The 24,902-nt window shown below is 38.3% G+C and carries 15 protein-coding genes; 8 read left to right on the top strand and 7 right to left on the bottom strand.

The annotated features are described in order from the left end of the window. Window positions 1-45: 45 nt before the first annotated feature. Window positions 46-969 (bottom strand): LysR family transcriptional regulator, encoded by a 924-nt coding sequence (locus B176_RS0102450; RefSeq protein ID WP_017257186.1) that lies wholly within the window; start codon window positions 967-969, stop codon window positions 46-48. 112 nt (window positions 970-1,081) lie between these two features. Here B176_RS0102450 and B176_RS0102445 point away from each other — a divergent pair, with 112 nt between their 5' ends. The 4 genes from B176_RS0102445 (at window position 1,082) to B176_RS0102430 (ending at window position 5,225) form a co-directional block, all read left to right on the top strand. After that, entirely contained in the window at window positions 1,082-1,357 is a 276-nt protein-coding gene (locus B176_RS0102445; RefSeq protein WP_017257185.1) for a hypothetical protein, read from the top strand. A 162-nt stretch (window positions 1,358-1,519) separates the two neighbouring features. Then, entirely contained in the window at window positions 1,520-2,866 is a 1,347-nt protein-coding gene (locus B176_RS0102440) for a PAS domain-containing protein (protein ID WP_017257184.1), read from the top strand. A 142-nt stretch (window positions 2,867-3,008) separates the two neighbouring features. Continuing rightward, window positions 3,009-4,166, top strand: a complete 1,158-nt coding sequence (locus B176_RS0102435; protein WP_017257183.1) for a Gfo/Idh/MocA family protein — start codon at window positions 3,009-3,011, stop codon at window positions 4,164-4,166. A gap of 3 nt (window positions 4,167-4,169) precedes the next feature. Then, on the top strand, window positions 4,170-5,225 hold the full coding sequence (locus B176_RS0102430) for a sugar phosphate isomerase/epimerase family protein (RefSeq protein ID WP_017257182.1): 1,056 nt from the start codon (window positions 4,170-4,172) through the stop codon (window positions 5,223-5,225). A gap of 176 nt (window positions 5,226-5,401) precedes the next feature. On the opposite strand, the gene B176_RS0102425 is transcribed toward B176_RS0102430, so the two are convergent. Next, window positions 5,402-6,814 carry a sugar MFS transporter gene (locus B176_RS0102425; RefSeq protein WP_026063113.1) on the bottom strand — a complete coding sequence of 471 codons (1,413 nt, stop codon included), beginning with the start codon at window positions 6,812-6,814 and terminating at the stop codon, window positions 5,402-5,404. A 134-nt stretch (window positions 6,815-6,948) separates the two neighbouring features. After that, a complete protein-coding gene (locus B176_RS0102420; protein WP_017257180.1) occupies window positions 6,949-7,821 on the bottom strand; it encodes an AraC family transcriptional regulator in 873 nt (290 codons plus the stop codon). A 123-nt stretch (window positions 7,822-7,944) separates the two neighbouring features. On the opposite strand from B176_RS0102420, the gene ppsA reads away from it, so the two are divergent. Beyond that, window positions 7,945-10,413, top strand: coding sequence for a phosphoenolpyruvate synthase (gene ppsA, locus B176_RS0102415; protein ID WP_017257179.1), 2,469 nt, complete (start codon window positions 7,945-7,947; stop codon window positions 10,411-10,413). A 119-nt stretch (window positions 10,414-10,532) separates the two neighbouring features. On the opposite strand, the gene B176_RS0102410 is transcribed toward ppsA, so the two are convergent. Then, window positions 10,533-11,435, bottom strand: a complete 903-nt coding sequence (locus tag B176_RS0102410) for a LysR family transcriptional regulator (RefSeq protein WP_017257178.1) — start codon at window positions 11,433-11,435, stop codon at window positions 10,533-10,535. 105 nt (window positions 11,436-11,540) lie between these two features. On the opposite strand from B176_RS0102410, the gene B176_RS0102405 reads away from it, so the two are divergent. The 3 genes from B176_RS0102405 to B176_RS0102395 are packed head-to-tail and all read left to right on the top strand — an operon-like array spanning window position 11,541 to window position 16,920. After that, a complete protein-coding gene (locus tag B176_RS0102405; protein WP_017257177.1) occupies window positions 11,541-12,449 on the top strand; it encodes a DUF1338 domain-containing protein in 909 nt (302 codons plus the stop codon). Between the two features lie 9 nt (window positions 12,450-12,458). Next, the gene (amaB, locus tag B176_RS0102400; RefSeq protein ID WP_017257176.1) at window positions 12,459-13,985 is read left to right on the top strand and encodes an L-piperidine-6-carboxylate dehydrogenase; all 1,527 of its coding nucleotides are present in this window, start codon (window positions 12,459-12,461) and stop codon (window positions 13,983-13,985) included. A gap of 1 nt (window position 13,986) precedes the next feature. Further along, the gene (locus tag B176_RS0102395) at window positions 13,987-16,920 is read left to right on the top strand and encodes an FAD-binding and (Fe-S)-binding domain-containing protein (RefSeq protein ID WP_017257175.1); all 2,934 of its coding nucleotides are present in this window, start codon (window positions 13,987-13,989) and stop codon (window positions 16,918-16,920) included. 486 nt (window positions 16,921-17,406) lie between these two features. On the opposite strand, the gene B176_RS0102390 is transcribed toward B176_RS0102395, so the two are convergent. Genes B176_RS0102390 through B176_RS0102380 form a run of 3 tightly spaced genes read right to left on the bottom strand, consistent with a single transcriptional unit; the run spans window position 17,407 to window position 24,877 of the window. Continuing rightward, window positions 17,407-19,704, bottom strand: a complete 2,298-nt coding sequence (locus B176_RS0102390; RefSeq protein WP_017257174.1) for an aminotransferase class III-fold pyridoxal phosphate-dependent enzyme — start codon at window positions 19,702-19,704, stop codon at window positions 17,407-17,409. Window positions 19,705-19,755: 51 nt separating this feature from the next. Beyond that, entirely contained in the window at window positions 19,756-21,750 is a 1,995-nt protein-coding gene (locus tag B176_RS0102385; RefSeq protein WP_202803326.1) for an MGH1-like glycoside hydrolase domain-containing protein, read from the bottom strand. A 34-nt stretch (window positions 21,751-21,784) separates the two neighbouring features. After that, entirely contained in the window at window positions 21,785-24,877 is a 3,093-nt protein-coding gene (locus tag B176_RS0102380) for a glycoside hydrolase family 2 TIM barrel-domain containing protein (RefSeq protein ID WP_017257172.1), read from the bottom strand. Between the last annotated feature and the right edge of the window lie 25 nt (window positions 24,878-24,902).

Below are 24,902 nucleotides of genomic sequence, written 5' to 3'. Positions count from 1 at the left end.
TAGAGAAATCACCAGATAAGATGGTTTCTCTGTTTATCAAAACTGTTAATAGCTTTGCGACCAGTGGAATTTATCTGCAACAATATTATCCTTTTCCTGCTTTAAGTACTTCAGAAAATGCGCCGCAACGGGCGAATGGTTTTTACCTTTTAACCAAATCAAACTCCAAGTTGAAGAGATTGGCAAACCCGTTACCGGTATAATTTGTACGTCTTTATTATTAAGTTCATTTTTAATACCAATCAATGGCATAATAGAATAACCCATACCGGCAATAACCGCTTGCTTAACTGCCTCGTTTGAGGTTAGCTCCATTTTCTTAAGGACAGATAAATTATTTTTATCCATAAAATCTTGCATAGTCTGTCGAGTTCCAGAGCCTTTCTCTCTAAAAATAATAGGCAAGTTATTTAACAAACTTTTATCATAAACCGCTTCTTTATATTCGTTTCTTGAACCGCCAACCAAGTAAAGTTTGTTCTGTAACAGATCCAGTTTTTCTATGTTTAATGTAGTTGGTAAAACCGACACTAAAGCAAAATCAACTTCGTTATTCTCTAAACTGCTTAGTACCCCTTTTTTGTTGGTTACATCAATCTGGAGTTCCACGTTTGCATGTTGCCCCACAAAATCAGTAATAAAATAAGGCATTACATACTGCCCAGTTGAAACCACAGAAATTTTAAGTTTACCAGTGAGTTGACCTTTAAAAGCATGCGTTTTATAATTGATTGCATGCACTTGGTTAAGAATGTTCTCTGCTGCTTCGGCTAATTCTTTTCCAAAATCAGTAATGTAAATTTTGCGCCCAACTACTTCAGTTAAGGGAATATCAAACTGCAATTGCAGGTTGCGTAACTGTATCGAAACAGCAGGTTGCGTTAAATGCAACTCTTCGGCAGCTTTCGTTACGCTTTGTGTCTGCGCAATTTTTAAGAAAATCTGTAACTGATTGAGCGTGTAGTTCATAAATATATTTTATGCTTAGCATTACAAACATAAATAAAAACTAATAAGTTAGAAAGTCCACCTTTGTGTGGCAGTTTAAACCCGAACTTTATAAAACGTTTATCAAAAAAATATGGAAGAGAAATTCAAACTCATTGAAGGTACTTTTAATTCAAAAGATACCAAAGAAATTCTGTTGACTCTTATTGAAGAAAAAATAAAATTTCATGATGTAAAAAGCTTTAGTACTGAAGAAAGAACGGGAAAGAAAAATCAAGAATCTTTGCTAAAAATTCAAGAGTTAAAGGAAACAAGGGCGGAAATTATTTCTTTTATCGACGCAGAAGAAAACGGGTTGAATGTTTTTAAAATTAATGCCTATATTGATATTGAAAGGATTAAAAAATAATATAATTAGACAAAAAACTTAAGATTCCTACTCATCTTTTAATTGACATCGTTAGTAATTGCGATCCTTTTAATTAAATTCGAGAAATAAATTATAACTCAATCTCTTTCTAGTAAACGCACAGTAACAAAATATTGTGCTTTCCGTAAAAGAGTGTAGTCTATGAATACTAAAATCGATTTTAAGCCCCTAATTCCCTTATACTTACAAAATTCAAAAAGACATTCGATAATTATTACGGATTTTGACGAAAAGTATGTTTATACAAACAATGCTTTTTTAAATCGCTTTGGTTTTATCACAAATGATTTTATTGGGAAACAATTTCGCATCGGCATTCACGCTGATGACCACGAAACTTGTAATGAAACTATACAAAGGCTTTTAGAAAACCCTGACGAACTTTACGAGTTGAAAATCAGAAAACCTTTACAGGGAGAGCAGTTTTCTACTTGGACAAGCTGGGAACTTTCGGTACTAAAGGAAAACGATAAAACGTTAGGTATTCTTTGGATTGGAATTGATGTTACACCGGAAGAACGCACTCGTGACGAATTAACGAATACAAATATCAAACTTCAGGCTATTTTAAATAGTACTACCCAAAGTAATGTTCTTATATCTCCAGATTACAAAATTATGTCCTTTAATCATTGGGCAAATTATGTGTCAGAATTAAACTTAAACAAATCTCTAGTTATAAACAGTAGCATTTGGGATTACATTCTAGATCGCGAAGCTTTTTATCAGAACAGTCAAAAAGCTTTTAAAGGCGAAACTATAAGACTAGAGAAACTTAGCAAATTTCCCAATAAAGAGGTATGGCTTAAGACAGGCTACCATCCAGCATATAATCAAGAAAACGAAATAATTGGCGTAACATTTACAACCGTAGATATTACTAAAAAGAAAAAATCTGAAGCGCTTCTATTACAACATCAACTGATGTTAGAAGCTTTGCATAATAGTACTGAAGAAGCTTTAACTTTTTTAGATTGCGAACTAAAAATTCTGTTTTCAAATAACTTTGCTAAAGACGTTTCTCTCGAAATTTCTGGAAAAGAGTCTAAAATTGGAGATTGTGCAATTGACTATGTTGTTCCAGAATTAAGGCGAGAATTTAGTCAACATTATCAAGACGTTTTGTCTGGAAAAACAATTGTGGTTGAAAAACATCTCGACAAATCATGGTGGAGGTTTTCAATGTTTCCCGTACAAGACAATGATGGTAAAATCATAGGCCTTTCAGACAACATAAAAAACATAACCAAAGACAAAGACTACATTGATAAAATAGTTGAACAAAACAAGTTGCTGAATGAAATAGCCTGGGAACAATCACACTTGGTACGCAAACCATTAGCTAACATCCTAGCTTTGGTAAGTTTGATCAAACATACCCACACTTTAGATGAATTAGCAGACCTTAATCAAATGCTCGAAATATCCGCTACCGAGCTAGACAACGTTATACTCCAGATTAATACCAAAAGCAGAAAGGTTAAATAATAGTAATTCTCTGTTATTGAAACCTTATTTGGCGGTGGATTCTGAGAAGAAATCCAAATTCTTTATTCTATAAAACAGCGATTAATATAGCTAAAACACACTTTTCTAAAATAACTTCTTAATTTAGCTTAAAACCTAAATAATGAATAAAAAATTAAGACTTGGAATGGTGGGTGGAGGTAAAGGTGCTTTTATTGGTGCTTTACACCGAATTGCCACCAGACTAGATAATGAATATGATTTAATTTGTGGTGCTTTCAGTAGTGATGCCGAAAAATCTAAGGATAGTGGACAGTTATTAGGCTTGTCGCCCGAGCGCAGTTATCTATCCTACAAAGAACTCTTTGAAAAAGAAAGCGCACTCCCTTTCGAGGAAAGAATGGAGGTAGTAAGTATTGTTACACCCAACCATTTACATTTTGAACCTGCAAAAATGGCTCTGCTAAATGGCTTTCATGTTATTTTAGATAAACCCATCACTTTTTCACTTGCAGAAGCTAAAGAACTGAAACAGATTTTAGCTCAAAGTGGCAAATCGCTGATGCTTACACACACTTATACTGGCTACCCCATGGTGAAAGAAGCTAAGCAGTTAATTGCAAACGGACACATCGGAGAAATCAGAAAAATATACGTAGAATACCCACAAGGTTGGTTAAGCCAGCCTTTAGAAAACAGCGAGAATAAACAGGCCGCTTGGCGAACCGACCCCAGCAAAAGTGGAATTGCCGGCGCTATGGGAGACATTGGCACTCATGCTTTCAACCTTGCAGAATATATAAGTGGCTTAACAACTTCTAAAATTTGCGCCGACATCAACACGGTAGTAGAAAACCGACGCTTAGATGATGATGGCGCCGTATTGTTGAAATTCAATAATGGCGCTAGCGGGGTGCTAATGGCCACCCAGATTGCCACAGGCGAGGAAAACAACGTAAAAATCAGGATATACGGAGCTAAAGGTGGTATTGTTTGGCAACAGGAGGATAATAATTCGCTACAAGTAAAATTACTTGACCAGCCCACTCAAACTTACAGAGCAGGTACAGGGTACTTAAGTGAAATAGCTACACACAATTGCCGCACTCCCGCTGGCCACCCAGAGGGGTATTTGGAAGCTTTTGCAAACCTTTACAGGAATTTTGCGCTATATTTAAGAGCGTCTGACAAGGAAAGAGAACAACAACCAGCGATTAGCGATTTCCCCGGCATTGAGGACGGCTTACGCGGGATGGCTTTTATAGAAAATGTAATCGAATCTGGCAAATCCGATTTAAAATGGACAGAATTTAAAGTTTAAAAAATGGCAACAACAATCAAAGGACCCGCAATTTTTTTAGCACAGTTTATTGGTGATGATGCGCCTTTTAACAACCTAAAAGACATTTGTAAATGGGCCAGCAATTACGGTTATAAAGCGATACAGCTACCGACCAACGATGAGCGATTTATTGATCTAAAAAAAGCAGCGGAAAGCAAAACCTACGCTGATGAAATCAAGGGTTTGGTAAAGGAGTCGGGTTTAGAAATCTCCGAACTTTCCACACATTTACAGGGGCAGTTGGTAGCTGTAAACCCTGCTTTTGATGAACTTTTTGATGGATTTGCCCCAGAAAAACTCCGTAAAAACCCAAAAGACAGAACCGCTTGGGCAATACAGCAGTTAAAATATGGCGCACAGGCTTCTAAAAATTTAGGTTTAAATGCTTCTGTGACATTTAGCGGATCGTTAATGTGGCACACCGTTTATCCGTGGCCACAACGCCCTGCGGGCCTGGTTAATGATGCTTTTACAGAATTGGCAAAACGTTGGAAACCTATTTTAGATATTTATGATGAATGTGGTGTAGACCTTTGTTATGAGACACACGCCGGAGAAGACTTACACGATGGGGTTACTTACGAACGGTTTTTAGACCACGTAAATCAGCACCCTCGGGCTTGTTTACTTTATGATCCTTCCCACTTTATTTTACAATGTTTGGATTATCTGGCCTTTATTGACATTTACCACGAACGCATCAAAATGTTTCATGTTAAGGATGCAGAATTTAATCCAACTGGCAAACAAGGTGTGTACGGCGGATATGAAGACTGGGTTAACCGGGCAGGAAGGTTTCGTTCACTTGGGGATGGGCAGGTAGATTTTAAGGCAATATTCAGCAAAATGGCCCAATACGATTATAAGGGATGGGCAGTTTTGGAATGGGAATGTGCTTTAAAACATCCAGAAGATGGTGCAAGAGAAGGTGCAGAATTCATCAAAAATCATATCATCAGGGTAACCGAAAGAGCCTTCGATGATTTTGTATCAGTTGGAACCGACAAAAATCTGAACAAACGAATTTTGGGATTATAGTTTAAATCTCAGTTTTACTATTTGGGCGTTCGGGCAGGCTTTCCGTTGCAATCTTTTTGTTCTATTCTTCGACTCCGCTCAAAAGAACAAAAAGGATTTTCACTGCAATTCTTAACTCAAAAAAAATAGGCTGCTTCTTTTGAAACAGCCTATTTTTATATTAACAAAACAACAAACTAGTGTCCGCCGGCCGTACTTTCGACATTTACATTCCCAAGTTTTTTTGCGCAATAGAGACCAAAAAATGCAATATACAGGTAGCCAAAGACTGGCACAAAGAACGAGTGCTGTAAACCGTAAGCATCTGCCAGACCACCCTGCACTAATGGCAACAAGGCACCTCCAAGGATAGCCATTACCAACAAAGACGAACCCTGACTGGTGTATTTCCCTAATCCATGGATAGATAATGTAAAGATGTTTGACCACATGATTGAGTTGAATAATCCAACGCTTAAAATAGTCCACATGGCTAAAGAACCGCTACTAAAAATGGTAATCAATATCAACACTACGTTTGCCAAACCAAATAAGTATAAAGTTCTAGCCGGTACAGATTTACCGATAAAAAAGAAGATTAAATTAACGGCAATAAATACCAAGAAAACCATAATCTGCGAAAAACTTAAATCTACCAATGCGAAAATAAGTGCAAATACTGCTAAAGCAGCAAGCAGCATATAAGTTATTTTTTTAGCCTGCGATAATCCTTGACTTAAGGAAATTGACCCCACAAACCGTCCAATCATTGCTCCGCCCCAATACAACGCCAAGTAGTTTTTACTTACTGACTCTGGAATTCCCATAATATCTGGCAGTGCCAAAAAGTTGATAATGAAGCTACCAATACAAACCTCGGCACCCACGTAAAAAAATATTGCTAAAATCCCGAGTTTTAACTGTGGAAACTGCAAAGCGCCCAAACCTTTTGCTAAGGTTTCTGTAGTTTTAAATTCCGGTAATTTTATTTTGTATAAAAGTAGTCCCAACAGTAAAAATATTCCTGTAAATATAATGTAAGGAATTTCTGTTGCAGCTGCGGTAATTTTTCCGTCTACTGCGAAAAATTCAAAAATCAAGTAGCCTCCAATAATAGGCGCAATTGTCGTTCCTAAAGAGTTAAATGCCTGTGCAAGATTTAACCTGCTCGATGCACCATCTGGCGTTCCCAACAAAGAGATATATGGGTTGGCTGCAATCTGAAGCAAAGTAAAGCCTAATCCCAAAATAAATAATGCGCTTAAAAATAGCGGGTACGATGCATAAAGTGCTGCGGGATAAAATAGAAAACAGCCGATTGATGCAATTAGTAAACCTAATAACATCCCGTTTTTGTAACCGATTTTATTGATAGGGTCTCCAGAAAAATGAGAGGTAACAAAATAAACTACCGAACCTATAAAATAGGCACCAAAAAAACAGAATTGCACCAGCATAGACTGTAGATAGCTGAGCTGAAACAGTTCTTTCAAATGCGGTATCAGCACATCGTTCATGCAGGTAATAAATCCCCACATAAAAAAAAGCGTAGTTAAAGTAACAAAGGGGACAGTGTACTTAGGTTTCTCTAAGTTTAATTCGTTTTCCATAATTAGGTGTTATTTTTTGGGTTTAGGTTGCGTGATTGTAATTCTCAAACAACGGGTGCCAAGATAAATAAAAGAACAATTAGTTTATCAGTATTTTATTTATTTCAGTTGCACAATTACCACAATTTAAAAACCTAGTAGACAGCGGAATATGCCATTTGGAACTGCTTCTTATACTCAAACGGTGTTTTATTGGTAATCAGTTTAAAGTGCCTATTAAAATTTGATGCATTCATAAAACCGCTTTCATAAGCTATTACAGCGATACTATAATCAGATTCTGTTAATAATTTGCAGGCATGCCCAATCCTTACCTCCAATAAAAACAACGAATATCTTTTATTAGTTCTGGATTTGAAATACCGGCAGAATGAATGAGGAACCATGTGAACTACATTGGCGATCTCTGCTAGGGTGATTTTACGAGCAAAATTATTTAACGTGTACTGGTAAATTCTGTTTAAACGAGTTTCATCTTGCTTGTTGGCATACAGCTTTAAAGATTTTGTAGCTATAAAATTAGTCTCTGCAGAACTCGCGATTTTATTAAGAATTTCTAGCAGAGAGATTAAACGTTGGGTTTTATACACATAGCTAATCTTTTGCATAAGTGTAGCCACTTCGCTTTTAGTTTCGCCTAAAACAGAAATCCCCACCGATGCTTTTTCCAAAAGCTTTGCAATCAAATCATTTTCGGGGAGCGCCAAAAAAGCCTCAAACAGTTCTGGCAAAAAATGAATGGTGAGTGTTTCGGTAATCTTGTTTTCATCATGGTCAACATCACTCCTAAACATATGTGGTAAATTGGCGCCAATAAGCAAAAGATCTCCACTTCTAATATTCAAAATACCATCTCCAACCAATACTGTTCCTGAACCTGCAACAATAAGCACCAACTCAATTTCGGGATGATAATGCCATTGGTTATAAAACTTCTTCGACATGTCGGTCTTAATCCGAAAAGACTGATCGACTGTTAAAGGAATTTTTAAAAGCTGAGGTTTCATTACTATAATAACATATTTATATCAATAGTACTACTAAATAGGTTAATATAGTATTAATTTTTGTTATTACCATTCTTTTTTAGCCAAACCCTAATATCGACTTTAGCTGAATAAATAATAGGTATGAAAGAAAATAAAATAACGCTTAACCTAAACGAAGTTGGGATTAACGACATCGACGTTGCAGGTGGAAAAAATGCTTCTTTAGGAGAAATGATGAGAAACCTCTCGCATCTAGGAATCAAGATTCCGAACGGCTTTTTAGTTACCGTTGCTGGTTACAACGACTTTATCGCTTTCAACAATTTGGAATCTGTTATCGCAAAAATAATTAGCGATACTAACGTTGACGATCTTAAAGCTTTAAGCAACTGCGGAAGTTTAATCAGAGAAAAAATTAGGAGCGCTAATTTCCCTACTTATTTTACAAACCAGGTCCGCGATGCTTATAGTGCATTATCTGCCCAATATCAACAGAAAAATGTCGCAGTAGCTGTCCGCTCATCTGCAACGGCCGAAGATTTACCAGATGCTTCTTTTGCTGGTCAGCAAGAAACCTTTTTAAATGTTTCTGGTGACGAAGATCTTTTCCTAGCCATCAAAAACTGCTTTGCTTCGCTATTTACAGATCGGGCAATCAGCTATCGAAAAAGTTTTGGTTACAACCATTTTAAAATCGGGCTGTCTGTTTGCATACAAAAAATGGTAAGATCAGACATTGGGGCCTCTGGCGTGGCTTTTTCTTTAGATACCGAAAGTGGCTTTAAAGATGTTGTGGTAATCAATGGAACATTTGGTTTGGGAGAAATGGTGGTACAGGGCGCAGTATCCCCAGATGAATTCATCACCTATAAACCTTTATTAAAAGAACAGTTTCCTGCTATTTTAGAGAAAAAACTAGGGAACAAAGATAAAAAAATGGTGTATAGCACCGCCAAAAATGAGCGTGTCAAAATTGTAGCCACCTCAGCTTTGGAAGCAAAAAGCTTCTGTTTAACAGATGCTCAGATTCTTAAATTATCATACTGGGTTATCGCTATTGAGGATTACTACACATCCCTAAAAAATCATTGGTGCCCCATGGATGTGGAGTGGGCATTGGATGGCAAAAGCAACGAACTTTATATTGTGCAGGCCAGACCAGAAACAATACACTCCCAAAAAATCCATAACAAAATAGTGAGCTACAAGATAGCTGATGCAGAAAATGCTAAAACACGATTAAAAGGGGTTGCAGTTGGCGATAAGATAGGTGCTGGAAAAGTTAAGATTGTTCCGGCTTTAGTTAAAAACCTTAGCGAAATAAACTTTGAACCGGGTAGTATTTTGGTGACGGAAATGACAGATCCTGACTGGGAACCTATTATGAAAATAGCTTCGGCAATTATCACGGAAAAAGGCGGAAGAACCTGCCACGCCGCAATTATAGCCAGAGAATTAGGAATTCCAGCCATTGTAGCATGCGAGAATGCAACACAACTTTTAAAAGACGATGATTTGGTTACCGTATCCTGCGCCGAAGGAGAAGTTGGTTTTATTTATCAGGGAATTTTAAAAGTAGAAAAAACGGAGGTTTTGCTGGATAAGTTACCTAAAGTAAACACTCCATTACTTTTAAACGTAGCGTCGCCAGATAAGGCTTTCCATTTTGCAAATCTTCCGCACCAAGGAATTGGCTTGGTCCGGATGGAATTCATCATCAATAATTACATTAAAGTCCACCCTTTAGCGCTATTAAACCATTCGTCACTAAAAGAACAAAACCTAAAAAGCAAAATTACCGAAACAATAAAGGGTTACGAAAATGGCGAGGCTTATTTCGTTGAAAAACTATCTTTTGGTTTGGCTAAAATTGCAGCTTCATGCTACCCAAAGCCTGCTATTGTAAGATTCTCCGATTTTAAAAGCAACGAGTACGCCAATTTACTGGGTGGCACCTTGTTTGAACCCAATGAAGAAAACCCAATGATTGGCTGGAGAGGTGCGTCTAGATATTATTCTGAGGCTTATAAAGACGCTTTTGGACTAGAGTGCAAGGCGATTAAGCATGTGAGAGAGAACCTTGGATTAACCAACATCATCGTGATGATTCCTTTTTGTAGAACTGTTGAAGAGCTGAAAAGGGTGTATTCAGTAATGGAAGCAAATGGTTTAAAACGAGGCAGAAATGGCCTCCAGGTTTATCTGATGGCAGAATTACCTTCAAACTTTATCATGGCTAAAGAATTTGCAAATTATGTAGATGGTTTCTCCATAGGCTCTAATGACCTTACGCAATTAGTTTTAGGGCTAGATCGCGATTCAGCACAAGTTTCCCACTTGTACGATGAGAGAAACTCGGCAGTAAAAAAACTAATTTCTATGCTGATCAGTTCTGTGAAAGATAAAAATGTAAAAGTGGGAATCTGTGGTCAGGGCCCTTCTGATTTTCCGGATTTCGCCCAATTTTTAGTAGAAAAAGGCATCAATACCATATCAATAACACCTGATGCTTTTTTCAAAACAGCACATGCTATCGTTGAAAGTGAACATATTATCGCTAAAAAAAAATTAAGAGCTAAACAACGTGTTAAAATGTATAGGGTTAGTTAGTGCACAACTAAATGAATATCAATACAGTTAAAAGCAAAAGGGTTGAGAAATCTATTCCAGCTCTTTTGTTTTAAGCCCTCATGCAGTCGTGGTTTTACACTAGTAAAATTTTTATAAAATCAGCTTTTTGCCTCACCAATCATTTCAAGGAGATAAGGCAGCGTAGAGTTGCTATTCAATTTATCCCAAACTGCATATAACTCTGTTTTTTGCACAACATCTTTCAACTCAATAAATTTTATTTTCGGATGCCCATTTGTTGCGAGTGAAGCTGGAATAATAGAAATACCCATTCCGTTTTCAACCAGTTTAAAAATAGTTGGAGCATGTATTGATTTATGCGCAATATTAGGTGTGAACCCTTGATCGGCACATAAATTAACGATTTGCTGGTAATACAGCGGACTTTGATCATTCGGAAACAGAATAAAATTTTCTGTGACCAAATGCGCCACATTTTTAAAGTTTTCGGCTGTGGTAGTGTGGTTTTTGGGCAACACCAATGTGAAATTCTCACGGTAAACACATTTAACCCGCATTTCTGAGCCTACTGCGTTGGAACGCATAAAACCGATATCAATAACACCTTTTTTGATTGCCTCAATCTGTTCCTTATTAGAAAGTTCTTCCAGAGATAAATTAATATTAGGGCAATCTATGTTAAGCTTTTTAAGAATCCCAGGTAGTATAGATTGCATCGCAGATGCAACAAAACCAATTGCCACCTGCCCGGTGCTACCCCTCGCCAGTAAATCTTGTCGTGTTTTTGCTGCTTGTACTTTCTGAATAATTTGCAACGCATCCTGATAAAGCAATTTTCCAGCATCATTCAATATCACCTTTTTATTTACCCGTTCAAAAAGCGGATGCTGTATAATTGTTTCCAATTGTTTGATTTGCTGGCTAAGCGCCGACTGGGATATAAACAGCTTTTCGGCCGCTTTTCTATAGTGAAGTTCTTCTGCAAGCACACGGAAATAATTCAGATGCCGTAGTTCAAGTTGATTAGTAATACTTATCATTATTTAAGTAATCCATATGAATAGCTTATCGTAAATATAAGATATTTGATATTGTATTCTTCAATTAATAAACCAATTTCTTTTAATCAACATTAATTAATAATCATGAATTTTACACAGCAGACTCCTTTAAATATCGTACTAAATACATTGTTTGAGAGCTATCGAAAGTCAGTTCCTGCGGTTGATACTATCACAAAAGCTTTAATCACAAAAAACGTAATTAGCTCGCCTAACGAAATCATCAATGATCATATCGCTTTCCGAACGCTCGGTGTCCCGCATTTAGGCATCGCCTCTTTTGAGCGTATATTCTTGCATTATGGTTATACAAAAAAGGACTATTATTATTTTGAAAGTAAAAATTTGAATGCCTATTGGTATGCGCCACCCAGCCCCGAGTATCCTAGAATATTTATGAGTGAACTGGTAGTTACGGAGCTCTCTGAAAATGTACAGCAGATTATCGCACATTACACCAAAGACATTGTTCATGACCCAGTAGATGACCTTGATTTAGACAATGGAAAAGCAGTGGCAGATTTTTTACAGAAACCACTTTGGCAACTCCCGAGCTTGGCAGATTACAAAGCCTTACTTAGGGAAAGTGAGTATGCCGCCTGGGTTATTTACAACCGCTACTACCTTAACCATTATACCATTAGCGTTCATAGTTTAATGGCAGGATACTCAACCCTTCAGGAGTTTAACAACTTTGTAGAAAGCCTGGGAATTAAACTTAACGATGCAGGCGGAAAAATCAAAGTAAGTAAAGACGGGCTTTTAGCTCAAAGCAGTACCGTTGCCAGCTTACACAACGCTACTTTTGCAAACTCAGATCAAATGTCAATAGCAGGGAGTTACGTTGAATTCGCCGAAAGAAAAATTTTACCTGAGTTTTCAAATCTTCCGGCAAATAAAATTGAAACCACACACCGCAGAGATGGTTTTGAAACAAATAACGCAGATAAGATTTTTGAAAGCACCTATACCAGTCAGATAAAAAACAAATAACAATTGATTATGAAAACTATATTAAGCCAATTAAATATCAAAGCACAAAATAGCGGAACCTCTACCGGAAGCAACTGGCTGGCATCAAACGCAAATTTGTTTGCTTCTTATTCGCCGGTAGATGGAAAGCTGATTGCGGATGTAAAAGAAAGTAGCCTAGAAAATTATGAGGAGGTGATAAAAAAATCGCAGGAGGCTTATGACGTATGGAAGTTTTGGCCTGCGCCGAAAAGAGGGGAAATAGTCAAGCAAATTGGTCAGGAACTCACCGCTCATAAATCAATGTTAGGCAAGTTGATTGCTTATGAAATGGGCAAAAGTTTGCAAGAAGGCTATGGCGAGGTGCAAGAAATGATAGATATCTGTGATTTCGCAGTAGGGCTTTCCAGACAATTACATGGACTAACCATGCATTCTGAACGTCCGGAGCATCGAATGTATGAGCAGTGGCATCCGCTAGGTATTGTTGGAATCATATCTTCATTTAATTTTCCGGCAGCGGTTTGGTCATGGAACACGATGTTGGCTTGGGTTTGCGGAAACGTATGTGTTTGGAAACCTTCTGAAAAAACACCGCTTACCGCCATTGCCTGTCAAAAAATTATTGGAAACGTATTTGCTGCTAATGAAGTTCCGGAAGGGGTCAGCTGCTTGATTACTGGAGGCAGAGAACTTGGAGAATGCTTAAGTAAAGACACTAGAGTACCACTTATTTCGGCAACGGGATCTACCCGTATGGGTAAAGAAGTAGCGGTTAAAGTAGCCGGAAGATTAGGTAAAACTTTGTTAGAACTGGGTGGCAACAATGCAGTTATCGTTTCCAAAGACGCCGATTTAGATATTGCAATTACGGGTGTAGTATTTGGAGCTGTGGGTACAGCGGGGCAACGCTGTACAAGTGTACGCAGATTGATTATTCATGAAAGCATCTACGAAAAATTTACAAGCAGGTTAATTAGTGCTTATGCGCATTTAAAAATTGGCGACCCTTTGCTAGAAAGCAACCACGTAGGCACATTGATTGATCAAGACGCTGTAAAAAATTATTGCAATGCATTGGAGGCCATTGAGCAACAAGGCGGAAAATTTTTGGTTAAGGGTGGCGTTTTGGAAGGCAAAGCGTATCAATCTGGTTGCTATGTTAAACCCTGCATTGTGGCAGTATCAGGCAATTTACCAATTGTAATGCATGAGACCTTTGCACCGATCCTTTATGTGATGAAATATAAAACAATACAGGACGCCATAAGCCTGCAAAATGCAGTTCCGCAAGGTTTATCATCCGCGATTATGTCTTTAAACCTTAGAGAGGTTGAACTTTTCTTATCCTCAAAAGGTTCGGATTGTGGAATTGCGAACGTAAACATAGGTACATCTGGCGCCGAAATAGGTGGTGCATTTGGTGGTGAAAAAGAAACTGGTGGAGGCAGAGAAAGCGGAAGTGATGCTTGGAAAGCGTACATGAGAAGACAAACCTGCACCATCAACTATGGCGAAAAATTGCCCTTAGCTCAGGGCATCAACTTTAATATCTAAAATGAAAAGGAAGCTAAAAGTACTTGCAAAAAGCTTAGAAGGTGATCTTTTTTGGGATCAGAAAACCCTTATACTGTATGCAACTGATGCATCTGCTTACAGGGAAATGCCTTTAGCTGTTGCAATTCCTTTAAATATTGCTGACTTAAAAAAATTAATCACTTTTGTTAACCAAGAAAAAATCTCTTTAATTCCACGTACAGCGGGCACTTCTTTAGCAGGACAAGTAGTGGGGAATGGCATTGTTGTAGATGTAAGCAAGTATTTTAACCAGATTATTGAGGTAAACCCGCAAGAAAAATGGGTGCGTGTACAACCCGGAGTGGTAAGAGATGAACTTAATCTATTTTTAAAACCGTACGGACTTTTTTTCGGTCCAGAAACCTCCACATCAAACAGAGCCATGATTGGCGGAATGGTTGGCAATAACTCCTGCGGATCTAATTCTATTGTTTACGGAAGTACGAGAGACCATTTATTAACCGTAGATGCGCTGTTATCTGATGGCTCGGAAGTGGTTTTTAAAGAACTTTGTTTTGAGGATTTTGTATGCAAATGCTTAGGCGACAGCCTCGAATCAAAAATATATAACCACATTAGGAAAACTTTAAGTGATTACAACAACCAAGAAGAGATTCGGGCAAAATTTCCGAAGCACAACATCCCAAGAAGAAATACCGGTTATGCCATTGATGCGTTGCTAGATAGTTCGCCTTTTACGCCAGTAGAACAGGGATTCAACTTCTGCAAACTGATAGCAGGAAGTGAAGGTACTTTAGCTTTTATTACCGAGGTTAAACTAAACCTAGTTGACATCCCCACTGGTGAAAGCGGGCTTTTATGCATCCACTTCAACAGCATCGAGGAAGCCTTACGAGCCAATCTTATCGCTTTAAAATACAAGCCAAGGGTGAGTGAGCTCATTGACCATTATATTTTGGAGTGTACCAAAGGTCATCGGGAGCATATGAAAAACCGTTTCTTTGTAAAAGGCGACCCTGCTGCTATTTTGATTGTTGAATATTTGGCAGAAGACCGTATAGGTGTGGAGCAAACAGCAGCGCTGGTACAGGAAGAAATGCAATCAGCAGGTTTAGGCTATCACTTTCCTTTACTGCTGGGCACAGATATGAAAAAGGTTTGGGAACTGCGAAAAGCGGGACTTGGTTTATTGAGCAACCTGCCGGGAGATGAAAAAGCGGTGGCAGTAATTGAAGATACTGCAGTAGATGTGGCGGACCTTCCTGAGTACATTAAGGAGTTTAACGAACTGCTAAAAAAACATCAATTAAGCTCAGTGCATTATGCACACGCTGGTTCGGGCGAACTCCACCTTCGTCCAATTATCAACTTAAAAACCGAAGAAGGCAACAGGATGTTTCGTGTAATTGCGGAAGAGGTTGCTACCCTGGTTAAAAAATACCGAGGATCTTTAAGTGGTGAACATGGCGACGGCAGACTTAGAGGAGAGTTTCTTGAAAAAATGGTAGGAACCCACAACTACCAGCTGTTAAAAGAAATCAAACAAACTTGGGATCCACTCCATATTTTTAACCCCGGCAAAATTATTGACACGCCACCCATGAACACCATGTTAAGGTATAACCCTGGACAGGTTAGCGGTACTTTTAACACCCTATTTCGCTATAACGGCCAAAATATTCTGCAACATGCAGAGCAGTGCAACGGCTCTGGCGATTGCAGGAAATCCCACCTTTCTGGTGGGATGATGTGCCCTTCTTATATGGTTACCCGCGATGAAAAAGACACAACCCGAGCTAGAGCGAACATATTAAGGGAAATGTTAACGCGGCAATCGTTTAAAATAAATCCGTTTGAACATAAAGAAATCAAAGACGTGATGGATTTATGTATAAGCTGTAAAGGTTGTAAGTCTGAATGCCCATCTAATGTAGATGTGGCCAAATTAAAAGCCGAGTTTCTGCAACATTATTATGATGCAAACGGTGTTAAGCTCCGCGTATGGTTGATTTCAAAATTCAATATTCTCAATAAATTAGGAACTATCAGTCCGGTGGTTTACAACTGGAGCATCCAAAACAAACTCACTGCGGGACTAATCAAACTGGTTTTTGGGTTTGCCACAGAACGCTCGTTACCATCCTTACCTAAAAACACCTTAACCAATTGGTTTAACAAACGCTCAAAAGCCGATATCAGCATTGAACAACAAATGCACAAGAAAGGAACCGTTTACTTTTACTGCGATGAGTTTATCAATTACCATGATAGCGACATAGGTATTAAAGCAATAACTCTATTAGAAAAGTTGGGCTACCACGTAATACTAACCGAGCCCTTAGAGAGCGGAAGAGTGCTATTTTCTAAAGGTTTGCTACGCCAAGCCAAAAAGATAGCGCAAAAAAATATCCAGCTATTAAGTCCGTTAATTAACGATACTACTCCACTTATCGGGCTAGAACCATCAGCAATTCTTTCATTTAGAGATGAATACCTAGATTTAGTAGACGAGGATATTTTAGCCACAGCAAAAAAACTTAGCACAAATACGTTGTTGATTGATGAGTTTATTTTAAGAGAAGTTGAGAAAGGAAAAATCAATTCATCTCAGTTTAATAAGTTGCCCAAAAGCATCAAATTACATGGGCACTGCCACCAAAAAGTATTGTCGGATTTAACGGCAACACAAAAAATCTTGTCTTTGCCCGAAAACTACCATACAGAGATTATCCCATCTGGTTGTTGCGGAATGGCCGGTTCTTTTGGTTATGAAAAAGAACATTACGAAATTTCCATGAAGATTGGCGAGTTAGTACTGTTGCCAGCGGTACGGCAACAACCAACCGAGGTTATTATTGCTGCAACAGGTACAAGTTGTCGCCATCAGATTAAAGATGGTACAAACAGAACTGCATTGCACCCAGTAGAAATATTGTTGGATGCCCTTTTGTAAAATTGGATTTGTTAGCTATTGAATACTAATCTAAGAACATTAAATTTAAAATGTCAAGAATATAAGGGTGTCACCCTGAGCGGAGTCGAAGGGGAGCGTTGGGTTTTATGCTTCGACTCCGCTCAGCATGACAAACGGCTCTGCCTTTATGTTTCTAATTAACAAACAGTTATAAAAAATGTCAATGGTATCCGCTGGCGGAGAAACATCTCACTCGAAAGACTAGACGCATGGCATGGGGAGCTTAATATGAGATGTATCTTCGATGAACTTACGTTTCTCGTTATCTCGAAATGACGAAAATTCTTAATATATATTATTGAATCGCTTTTAGATAGCTTCTAAGAAACATCCAATCCCTCCTAAACAATTACACCGTAAATACATCCTGTACCTACGGTGTAAATATGAAGATCTTTTAACACATTTTTGAAAAACAGATTATAATAACGATTAACACTGCATTAAACCAGTGTTGATCGTTCATTATAATTCCAACAATGCACTATCTAAATAAAGTAATAACTCATCTGCATTACGTTTATTAAACGGCATCGGTGGTTTTATTTTTAATACATTGTGTAAGGGGCCATCCGTACTTAACAAATAACCTTTGCTTTTCATTTTCTCTATTACAATGTCTATTTCGGGCAAAGCCGGTTCCATTGTTAAACGGTCTTTCACCATTTCTGCACCTATAAATAGGCCATGCCCCCTAACATCGCTTATGATGGTGTGCTTTTTCATCAGTTCTCTCAAACCATCCATTAAGTATTCACCTACTTCTTTTGCATGCTGTTGCATTTCCTCGGTTTCAATCACATCTAAAACGGCCAAACCAGCTACCATTGAAACTGGATTTCCGCCAAAAGTGTTAAAATACTCCATCCCATTATTAAAAGCATCGGCTATTTCACGGCTTACCACCACGGCTGCCAAAGGATGTCCGTTGCCAATTGGCTTACCCATTACTACAATATCAGGTACAACATCTTGTAACTCAAAACCCCAAAATTTATCGCCTACGCGTCCAAATCCAACTTGTACCTCATCGGCAATACATACGCCACCAGCTTTTTTCACATGTTGGTACACCTGTTTTAAGTAATCTGGCGGAAGCGGAATTTGACCACCTACACCAAGTAATGTTTCGCAAATAAAAACCGCAGGAGCTTTCCCTTCATCTTTCAGTGCTACAATAATTCTTTGCACATCATCCGCGTATTTTTTCCCAGCATTTGCATCACCATATTTATACGGTCCACGATACATATCAGGATTAATAGCCTTGTGTATCCACGGCATTTGCCCAAAACCACCTTTACTATCAAATTTATACGGACTCATTTCCATGGCAACTGTAGAAGTGCCGTGGTAAGCATGATCAAGTACAATAATATCTTTTTGTTTGGTAAAGTGTCGGCTCATCCGTATGGCCAAATCATTAGCCTCACTCCCACTATTGGTGAAATAACAAACACTTAGAGAAGGTGGCAATGTTGCGGTTAAACGCTTAGCATATTCAACAATATGATCATTAAGATACCGCGTATTGGTATTTAGCGTGGCAATTTGCTTTTGCATTCGCTTTACCACCACCGGATGGCAGTGCCCTACATGAGATGGATTGTTTACGCAGTCCACAAAAGTTCTTCCTTTATCATCGTACAGATACTGAAGTGCGCCTTTCACAATCTTTAGTTTTTCTTTGTAGGAAATGCTTAGGTTACGGCCAACCAGTTCTTTCCGCTCGTTCAGCAAGCTCGAATAGTCATTTCCATCAATCAGCCTCTCGTATCCACATACTTGCCTAAAACTATCCTGTGCTTTTATAGGATTTATACGTATTAATTTATCCAATAAAGCCCAGGCGGGCTTTTCTGACACAAAATGATGTTCGTTATTGGTTTCAATCCCACCATTATACGCCGACTGCGTTACGCTGATGCATAGCCTTGCAGCAATCAGATAATATAAAACATCTAGTTCTGGCAATGTTAAAGGGTGTGCTTCATGATAACCTTTTACTACCAATGTTGCTGCATAAAGTGGGTTTTCATGATCCATCATTGCGTAAGCGCAAGCCACTGCTACATTATTGATGAGCGCTGTATACACCATATCGCTAAAATCAATAAGTCCGGTAACTTTATCTCCGTCTACTAAAATATTAGTATCGTTGGCGTCATGATGTACGTATGCATGAGGAAGGGAAGAAATTAATGGAAGAACTTCTGTTTCAAATTGCAATAAAAAATAACCCGCAATTCTTCTGTGTTCGTGGTTTTTGATGTAGGATAATTTTTTATTTGCGTCTGCTGCATTACTAATATCCCACAGGTAGTAACGGTGAATCGCTGGATGCGAAAAGTCTTGCAAAGCCTTATCCATTTTACCTAAAAAACTTCCTAAATCAAGGTGTAAAGCATCAGAACGATCTTTTGTAGCTATCCAAAACTCACCGTCTAAAAAGGTCAACAGGCGTAGGTAATAGCACTTGCTACCCACCAGAACCAATGTTATTGCGTTACCATCTGTATTTGGAATATAGGTGAAAAATTTATCGGCTACTGCACTTTTTACAAGGTGCTCAACCATTTTTACTTGTGCATCAAAAAACGCATAGCTGTACTCATCACTGGCAACTTTAAAAATACATTTTGCGCCGTTAGGCGTGGTAAGCAAATAGTTGAACTCGTATTCGCCCGTTAAAATTTTTACTGAAGCATCGATACCGTAGTATTGCTTTACCCATGCTTTAATCTGTTGCTCACTAAAATCCATTCGTTATTTTTTAAAAATTTGAAACCATTTTATAACTCGCCAACAAAAAAGTTAATTTTCAAGCATCATTAACAAATGTGCCGCCGACCAACTAAAATTATAGGCATTTAAACCCTTACCGGTGATGGGATGGTAGGTTTCGTGAATAGGTGCGTCTCCCAACAAACCCTCGGCATTGTTAAATAACTTGTTTAACATTTCATCTGCCAGCTTGTTGTAGCCATATTTTTTTAAGCCAATTATCCCGAAATAAAATTGATCAAGCCACACAGGGCCACGCCAATAACCATTTTGTGGGTCAAATTTAGCATGGTCTGCCGTAAAAGTAGGTAAGGGTACTTTTGTGTTGAATTTATTTTTGTTTTTCATCACATTCATCACTGCCTTTGCTTGGTCGTCTGTTGCAATACCTGCCCAAAGTGGAATCCACCCTTCGGTACCTTCAACTGTAATCCGCTCGTTCTTGTTAAAAAGTTTATCGTAATAATAACCCTTTGTTTCATCAAAAAACTGTTTGTTAATGATGGCTGCTAAACCGTCAGTTTGTTTTTCCCAGACTTCTGCTTCTGCCTTTTTGCCCAAAACCAAAGCCAATTTAGATAGATAACTTTTTTCTGCAAAGAGGTAAGCATTTAAGTCAACACTTTCTTGGTTAAGAGACCAGGCATGATCGTTATTTTTAACCATTACTGCACTATCAAAACGCACTGCATTATCCATCCCGCTTTCCCATGCCGCTGCTATTCTGGTTCCATCAGTAGAGCCATACTCACATAAATTATTTTTGTCATGATCTCTGTTTTCATACCACCATTTATGATATTTTACCAGCTTAGGATACAGCTCTTTTACAAATTCGGCATCCTTTGATTGTTCGTACACTTTCCACACCGCCCATGCGGCTAATGGCGGTTTGGTATCACGCCAGTTGTTCTCGCTTTTATCGGTATAAATACAGTCTACAATCATCCCGTGTTCATCCATATAATCAAACATACAGCGAATGTTATCTTTTGCCAACGAGATATTAAACTGACTTAAACCCACAGCCTGTTTCCAGCTATCCCAGCTCCAAACACCATAAAAGCCTTGGTAATTTACAGAAGGGAATACACCATCATGCAAAATATCTTTAGCCGCACTGCGCCAATTGGTCATTAAAGTTACCATTGCTTTAACAGCAAGCCTTGATTTATCGCTATCTAACGCTTGCGTTTTTGAAAAATAACTTTGCAAATATCCATTCCAACGTAACTCATTTTGCTTTAATGCTGTAGCAAAATCTGTTTTCGAAGCATTGGTTGCCAACTCTTTTGTTTGTAAAAAATAACTTTGTACCTGAACAAAATCTATCGACTTACCCGGTGCAATTTTCACCTTACCAAAATCTGCGTGATAAGATTTTTCTGCAACAGTTATAGTTGCCTTTTGCTGAAATGCCAAGGTAAAATAATTCTCTTTTTGGGTTTGATGAAATACCACTCCACTTGCTGTTTTTTGCAATAAACCATCAAGTAAAATATTTCCATTAAAAGAAACCGACAAGCTTTTTACAAGTTTTGAATGGTTAATTATACGGGTTCGCTGCATTGCTTCTCTACCCGAAACAAAAATCAACTGCTGTTTTACCTCTACACCATTTATTAAAAAACTTTGCTCCAATAAACCCGGGTAGTAATGCTGGGTTGCTTTTGCAGCTGATAAATCTATCAACTTTCCATCCTCCCGAAGTTCTAATTTTGCCAATGTAGCTGCCAGCCATTTACCGTCTAAATCCATCACCATTGGGCCAATAAAAGAGCCATAATCTACCTTCTCTGAGGGCAAAGCGTATGCATGCCATGCACCCATATCGCTAAAAACACTTTTCTCAATATTTCGGATGCCGGTAATGTGCTGTTTTAGATTTAATACATCTGGAAACGACTGTCGTAAAGGTTTTTGAGCGTATAAACTGCCCCAAACCATCCACGCAAATACTATAAGAAATAGCTTTTTATGGTAACCTTTAATAAATTGAGCAGTTAGCTTGTGGTATTTCATCATCTTTCTAAATTAAAACCCATTTTTAAAAGCATAATTATTTTTTTGATTGCTTGCTAAGTTCTAACGCATTTACCATGCGTAAAGTGAAACTGTAGCTATAATTCTGATAAGGTAAGGTGTACTGCTTATGTGTTTTAGCTCCCCAACTATTATCACCCCCTACACCCATCTGCTTATCATCAATATTCCAAGAGATTAAATCTTCATTAGTCATAGAGCCTCCGTGATTATTCTCGGCCGCATAATGGTTAAAGTCTAAGCGGTTCATGTTAAAATGTAACACGCCGGCACTTATTTGAGGTTCGCCAATAGCCATTAAACCAATGCCATTTTTGTTTTGCAAAGCCATCCAACGGATATCTGTTCTGTAGCCACTTTCTTGTGCTCTGGCATAAGGAAAAAACAAGGAATCCGCAGGCATCGTATATAAATCAACATCTGCGGCAAATTTTCTGTCCCAATAATTATCAAAGGGACCACGGCCTAGCCAGCTTACCTTGTCAAATTCTTTGTTTAGAATTACCTGCATACCAAAACGCGGTAACTCTGGAACCAGTTTTTCGCCAGCTATCATTGTTGCTTTTACCTGTACATCTCCATTACCACTAATTTTATACTCAGTGATGTATTTTGCATCAACAGTGGGCAAGCTGTGGGTGGTTTTTACGATAAATTGATTAACGCCAGCGTTAGTTATAGAAACATCGTCTAGCTTTGCGTTAGCCGCAACATTTTGCCAAACTTTACATCGAATCTGCATGCTGTTACCGATATCATTATCCGTAGCTGCTCTCCAAAAATGGGGCTTCAGCGCTTCTTTAATTACCGGCACATTTCCGATGGCATAAGATCTTAACCAACCAGTTTGTTTATCAAATGAAACTGAAAATAAATTGTTATAAACTTTAATCTCGCCGTCATCCGTAGTTTTTTGGAGCGTTGGGTAAGTAGTGTTATCCACTTTTGAAACCATTTTTATAACCGGAAGCGCAAATTGCGCTGTTGCAACTGTAAAACCAGCCGGAATCAATTCTGTTGCAGATTTAGTTTTCAATTGAACAGTTAAGAAATACTCCGTACCGGCCTGCTTGTTAAACGATGGGATATTGAGTTCAATTTCTTTAGATTGGGCCGGCGAAATGTTTAAATCACCTAATTTACCTTCGGCAACTAGCTTACCATCTCCTTTAATAAACCAGCTGAATTGATACTGATCCAAGTTAGTGAAATCGAAACGATTGGTTACCTTCAAGATACTGGCCTTTGTTAACTCAAAACCAACGTTCTGATAAACCCTTTGTAGCTCATAAGCCTGTGGATGAAAAGTACGACCAGCAGACAATAATCCATCTGCACAAAAACTGGTGTCGCTTGTTAAACCTACGTTGCCCATATCGCGTCCGTAGCCCCAAATATTATTTCCCTGTTTATCTTTGATTGCAAAAGTTTGGTCAGAGAAATCCCAGATAAAACCACCTTGCAATTGTGGGTGTTTATATATTAAGTCCCAATCGTCTTTAAGGTTACCGCCACTGTTTCCCATCATATGCGCATATTCGCATTGAATATATGGGCGGCTTCGCCATTCTTCCACATATTTTTCCATCTCGCTAATGGGTTTATACATTGGGCAGTAAATATCAGAATACTCTTCTTCCTTCGCAGCTTCATATTGTACGGGCCTGGTATCATCATGAGCTTTTAACCACCTGTAAGCAGCTTTCAAATTCTCCCCGAAACCGCTTTCATTCCCGGTAGACCAAGTGATAATACTTGTAAAGTTTTTATCCCGTTCCCACATTCGCTGTACCCTATCTAAGTACGCCGCTTTCCATAAGGGATTATCAGATAAAGTATGCTGAGGTGTAAAACTCATGCCATCGCATTCAATATTGGCTTCGTCAATAACGTATAAGCCATACTCATCACACAAGCTATACCAACGCTCAGAATTAGGATAATGACTTGTTCTTACCGCATTCACATTCAGCTCCTTCATTAATCTGATGTCCTGTATCATATCAGCCTCGGTAATTATTCGGGCGGTATGCATGTTATGCTCATGACGGTTTACACCTTTAATTTTGATAGGCGCACCATTTATCAAAAACAAACCTCCTTTAACCTCTGCAGTTCTAAATCCTATTGAATGTTCTATAGTTTCAATCGTTTTACCTTTTGAGTCAAGGTGGCTTAGCTTTAGCTGATACAGGTTTGGATGTTCTGCATTCCAAGTTTTTACATTGGCAATCCGGGTTGAAAATTTGATTTCTTTCAGATTCTTAACTTGTTGTTTCGACTCATACCACACCTTTCCGCTCTTATCACTCAACTGCACTTTTAAAAACTGCGCATCAGTTTTTGATGGTAACTGACTGAACGTAGTTTTCAAATCCATCAAACCATCTTTGTAAGTTCCATCAAGCGTAGCTTTTACATTAAAATCAGCAATATGAGCAAGCGGACGGGCAATCAAATAAACACTTCGTTCGATACCGCTAAGCTTCCACATGTCCTGTCCTTCTAGGTAAGTTGCATCGCTAAAACGGAAAACTTGAAGAGAAACTGTGTTTTTACCGGGTTTTAGAATTTTTGTAAGATCAAACTCTGTTGGGGTTTTGCTGTCTTTACTAAAGCCCATGTACTCCCCATTTACCCACAGGTAAAAAAAAGAATTTACAGCGCCCAAGTGAAGAAACACCTGTTTCCCTTTCCAGGATGGACCGAGAACAAAGTCTTTTTGATACTCTCCCACAGGATTATAGTCTTTAGGCACCAGCGGTGGATTTGGTGGAATTGGATACTCTACATCGGTAAATATGTATTTATCAAAACCTTCTGTTTGCCAATTGGCAGGCACCTTTATCTGTTTCCAATTTTTGGTTTGTTCGATGTTCTTAAAAAAATCAGTAGAGCGCAATGATGGATTCTGAACAATTCTGAACCTCCACATTCCATCTAATGAAAGGTTAGGTGCTTCTTTTGGAACAAAATGGGCATGTGCCGGAACAGTATTAAATGAAGGCTTCTCTGGATTTTCCCAATCATTTTTTTGTGCAGACACCAATACAGGCACCAAAACTAAAGTACTAAAAAAAACGGATCTTAGCTTTTTATAAAAATTCATAAGCATATGGTAAAGAAAAGGGAGC

This window comes from Pedobacter arcticus A12 (genome assembly GCF_000302595.1).
Taxonomy (GTDB): Bacteria; Bacteroidota; Bacteroidia; order Sphingobacteriales; family Sphingobacteriaceae; genus Pseudopedobacter; species Pseudopedobacter arcticus.
Note: the sequence above shows the minus strand (reverse complement) of the source record. Positions and strands in the feature narration are given on the sequence as shown.

What these genes read in the sequence shown, in the direction of transcription:
- B176_RS0102450 (WP_017257186.1), bottom strand. Translation starts at nt 969, where the DNA reads ATGAACTACACGCTCAATCAGTTACAGATTTTCTTAAAAATTGCGCAG.
- B176_RS0102445 (WP_017257185.1), top strand. Translation starts at nt 1,082, where the DNA reads ATGGAAGAGAAATTCAAACTCATTGAAGGTACTTTTAATTCAAAAGAT.
- B176_RS0102440 (WP_017257184.1), top strand. Translation starts at nt 1,520, where the DNA reads ATGAATACTAAAATCGATTTTAAGCCCCTAATTCCCTTATACTTACAA.
- B176_RS0102435 (WP_017257183.1), top strand. Translation starts at nt 3,009, where the DNA reads ATGAATAAAAAATTAAGACTTGGAATGGTGGGTGGAGGTAAAGGTGCT.
- B176_RS0102430 (WP_017257182.1), top strand. Translation starts at nt 4,170, where the DNA reads ATGGCAACAACAATCAAAGGACCCGCAATTTTTTTAGCACAGTTTATT.
- B176_RS0102425 (WP_026063113.1), bottom strand. Translation starts at nt 6,814, where the DNA reads ATGGAAAACGAATTAAACTTAGAGAAACCTAAGTACACTGTCCCCTTT.
- B176_RS0102420 (WP_017257180.1), bottom strand. Translation starts at nt 7,821, where the DNA reads ATGAAACCTCAGCTTTTAAAAATTCCTTTAACAGTCGATCAGTCTTTT.
- ppsA (WP_017257179.1), top strand. Translation starts at nt 7,945, where the DNA reads ATGAAAGAAAATAAAATAACGCTTAACCTAAACGAAGTTGGGATTAAC.
- B176_RS0102410 (WP_017257178.1), bottom strand. Translation starts at nt 11,435, where the DNA reads ATGATAAGTATTACTAATCAACTTGAACTACGGCATCTGAATTATTTC.
- B176_RS0102405 (WP_017257177.1), top strand. Translation starts at nt 11,541, where the DNA reads ATGAATTTTACACAGCAGACTCCTTTAAATATCGTACTAAATACATTG.
- amaB (WP_017257176.1), top strand. Translation starts at nt 12,459, where the DNA reads ATGAAAACTATATTAAGCCAATTAAATATCAAAGCACAAAATAGCGGA.
- B176_RS0102395 (WP_017257175.1), top strand. Translation starts at nt 13,987, where the DNA reads ATGAAAAGGAAGCTAAAAGTACTTGCAAAAAGCTTAGAAGGTGATCTT.
- B176_RS0102390 (WP_017257174.1), bottom strand. Translation starts at nt 19,704, where the DNA reads ATGGATTTTAGTGAGCAACAGATTAAAGCATGGGTAAAGCAATACTAC.
- B176_RS0102385 (WP_202803326.1), bottom strand. Translation starts at nt 21,750, where the DNA reads ATGATGAAATACCACAAGCTAACTGCTCAATTTATTAAAGGTTACCAT.
- B176_RS0102380 (WP_017257172.1), bottom strand. Translation starts at nt 24,877, where the DNA reads ATGAATTTTTATAAAAAGCTAAGATCCGTTTTTTTTAGTACTTTAGTT.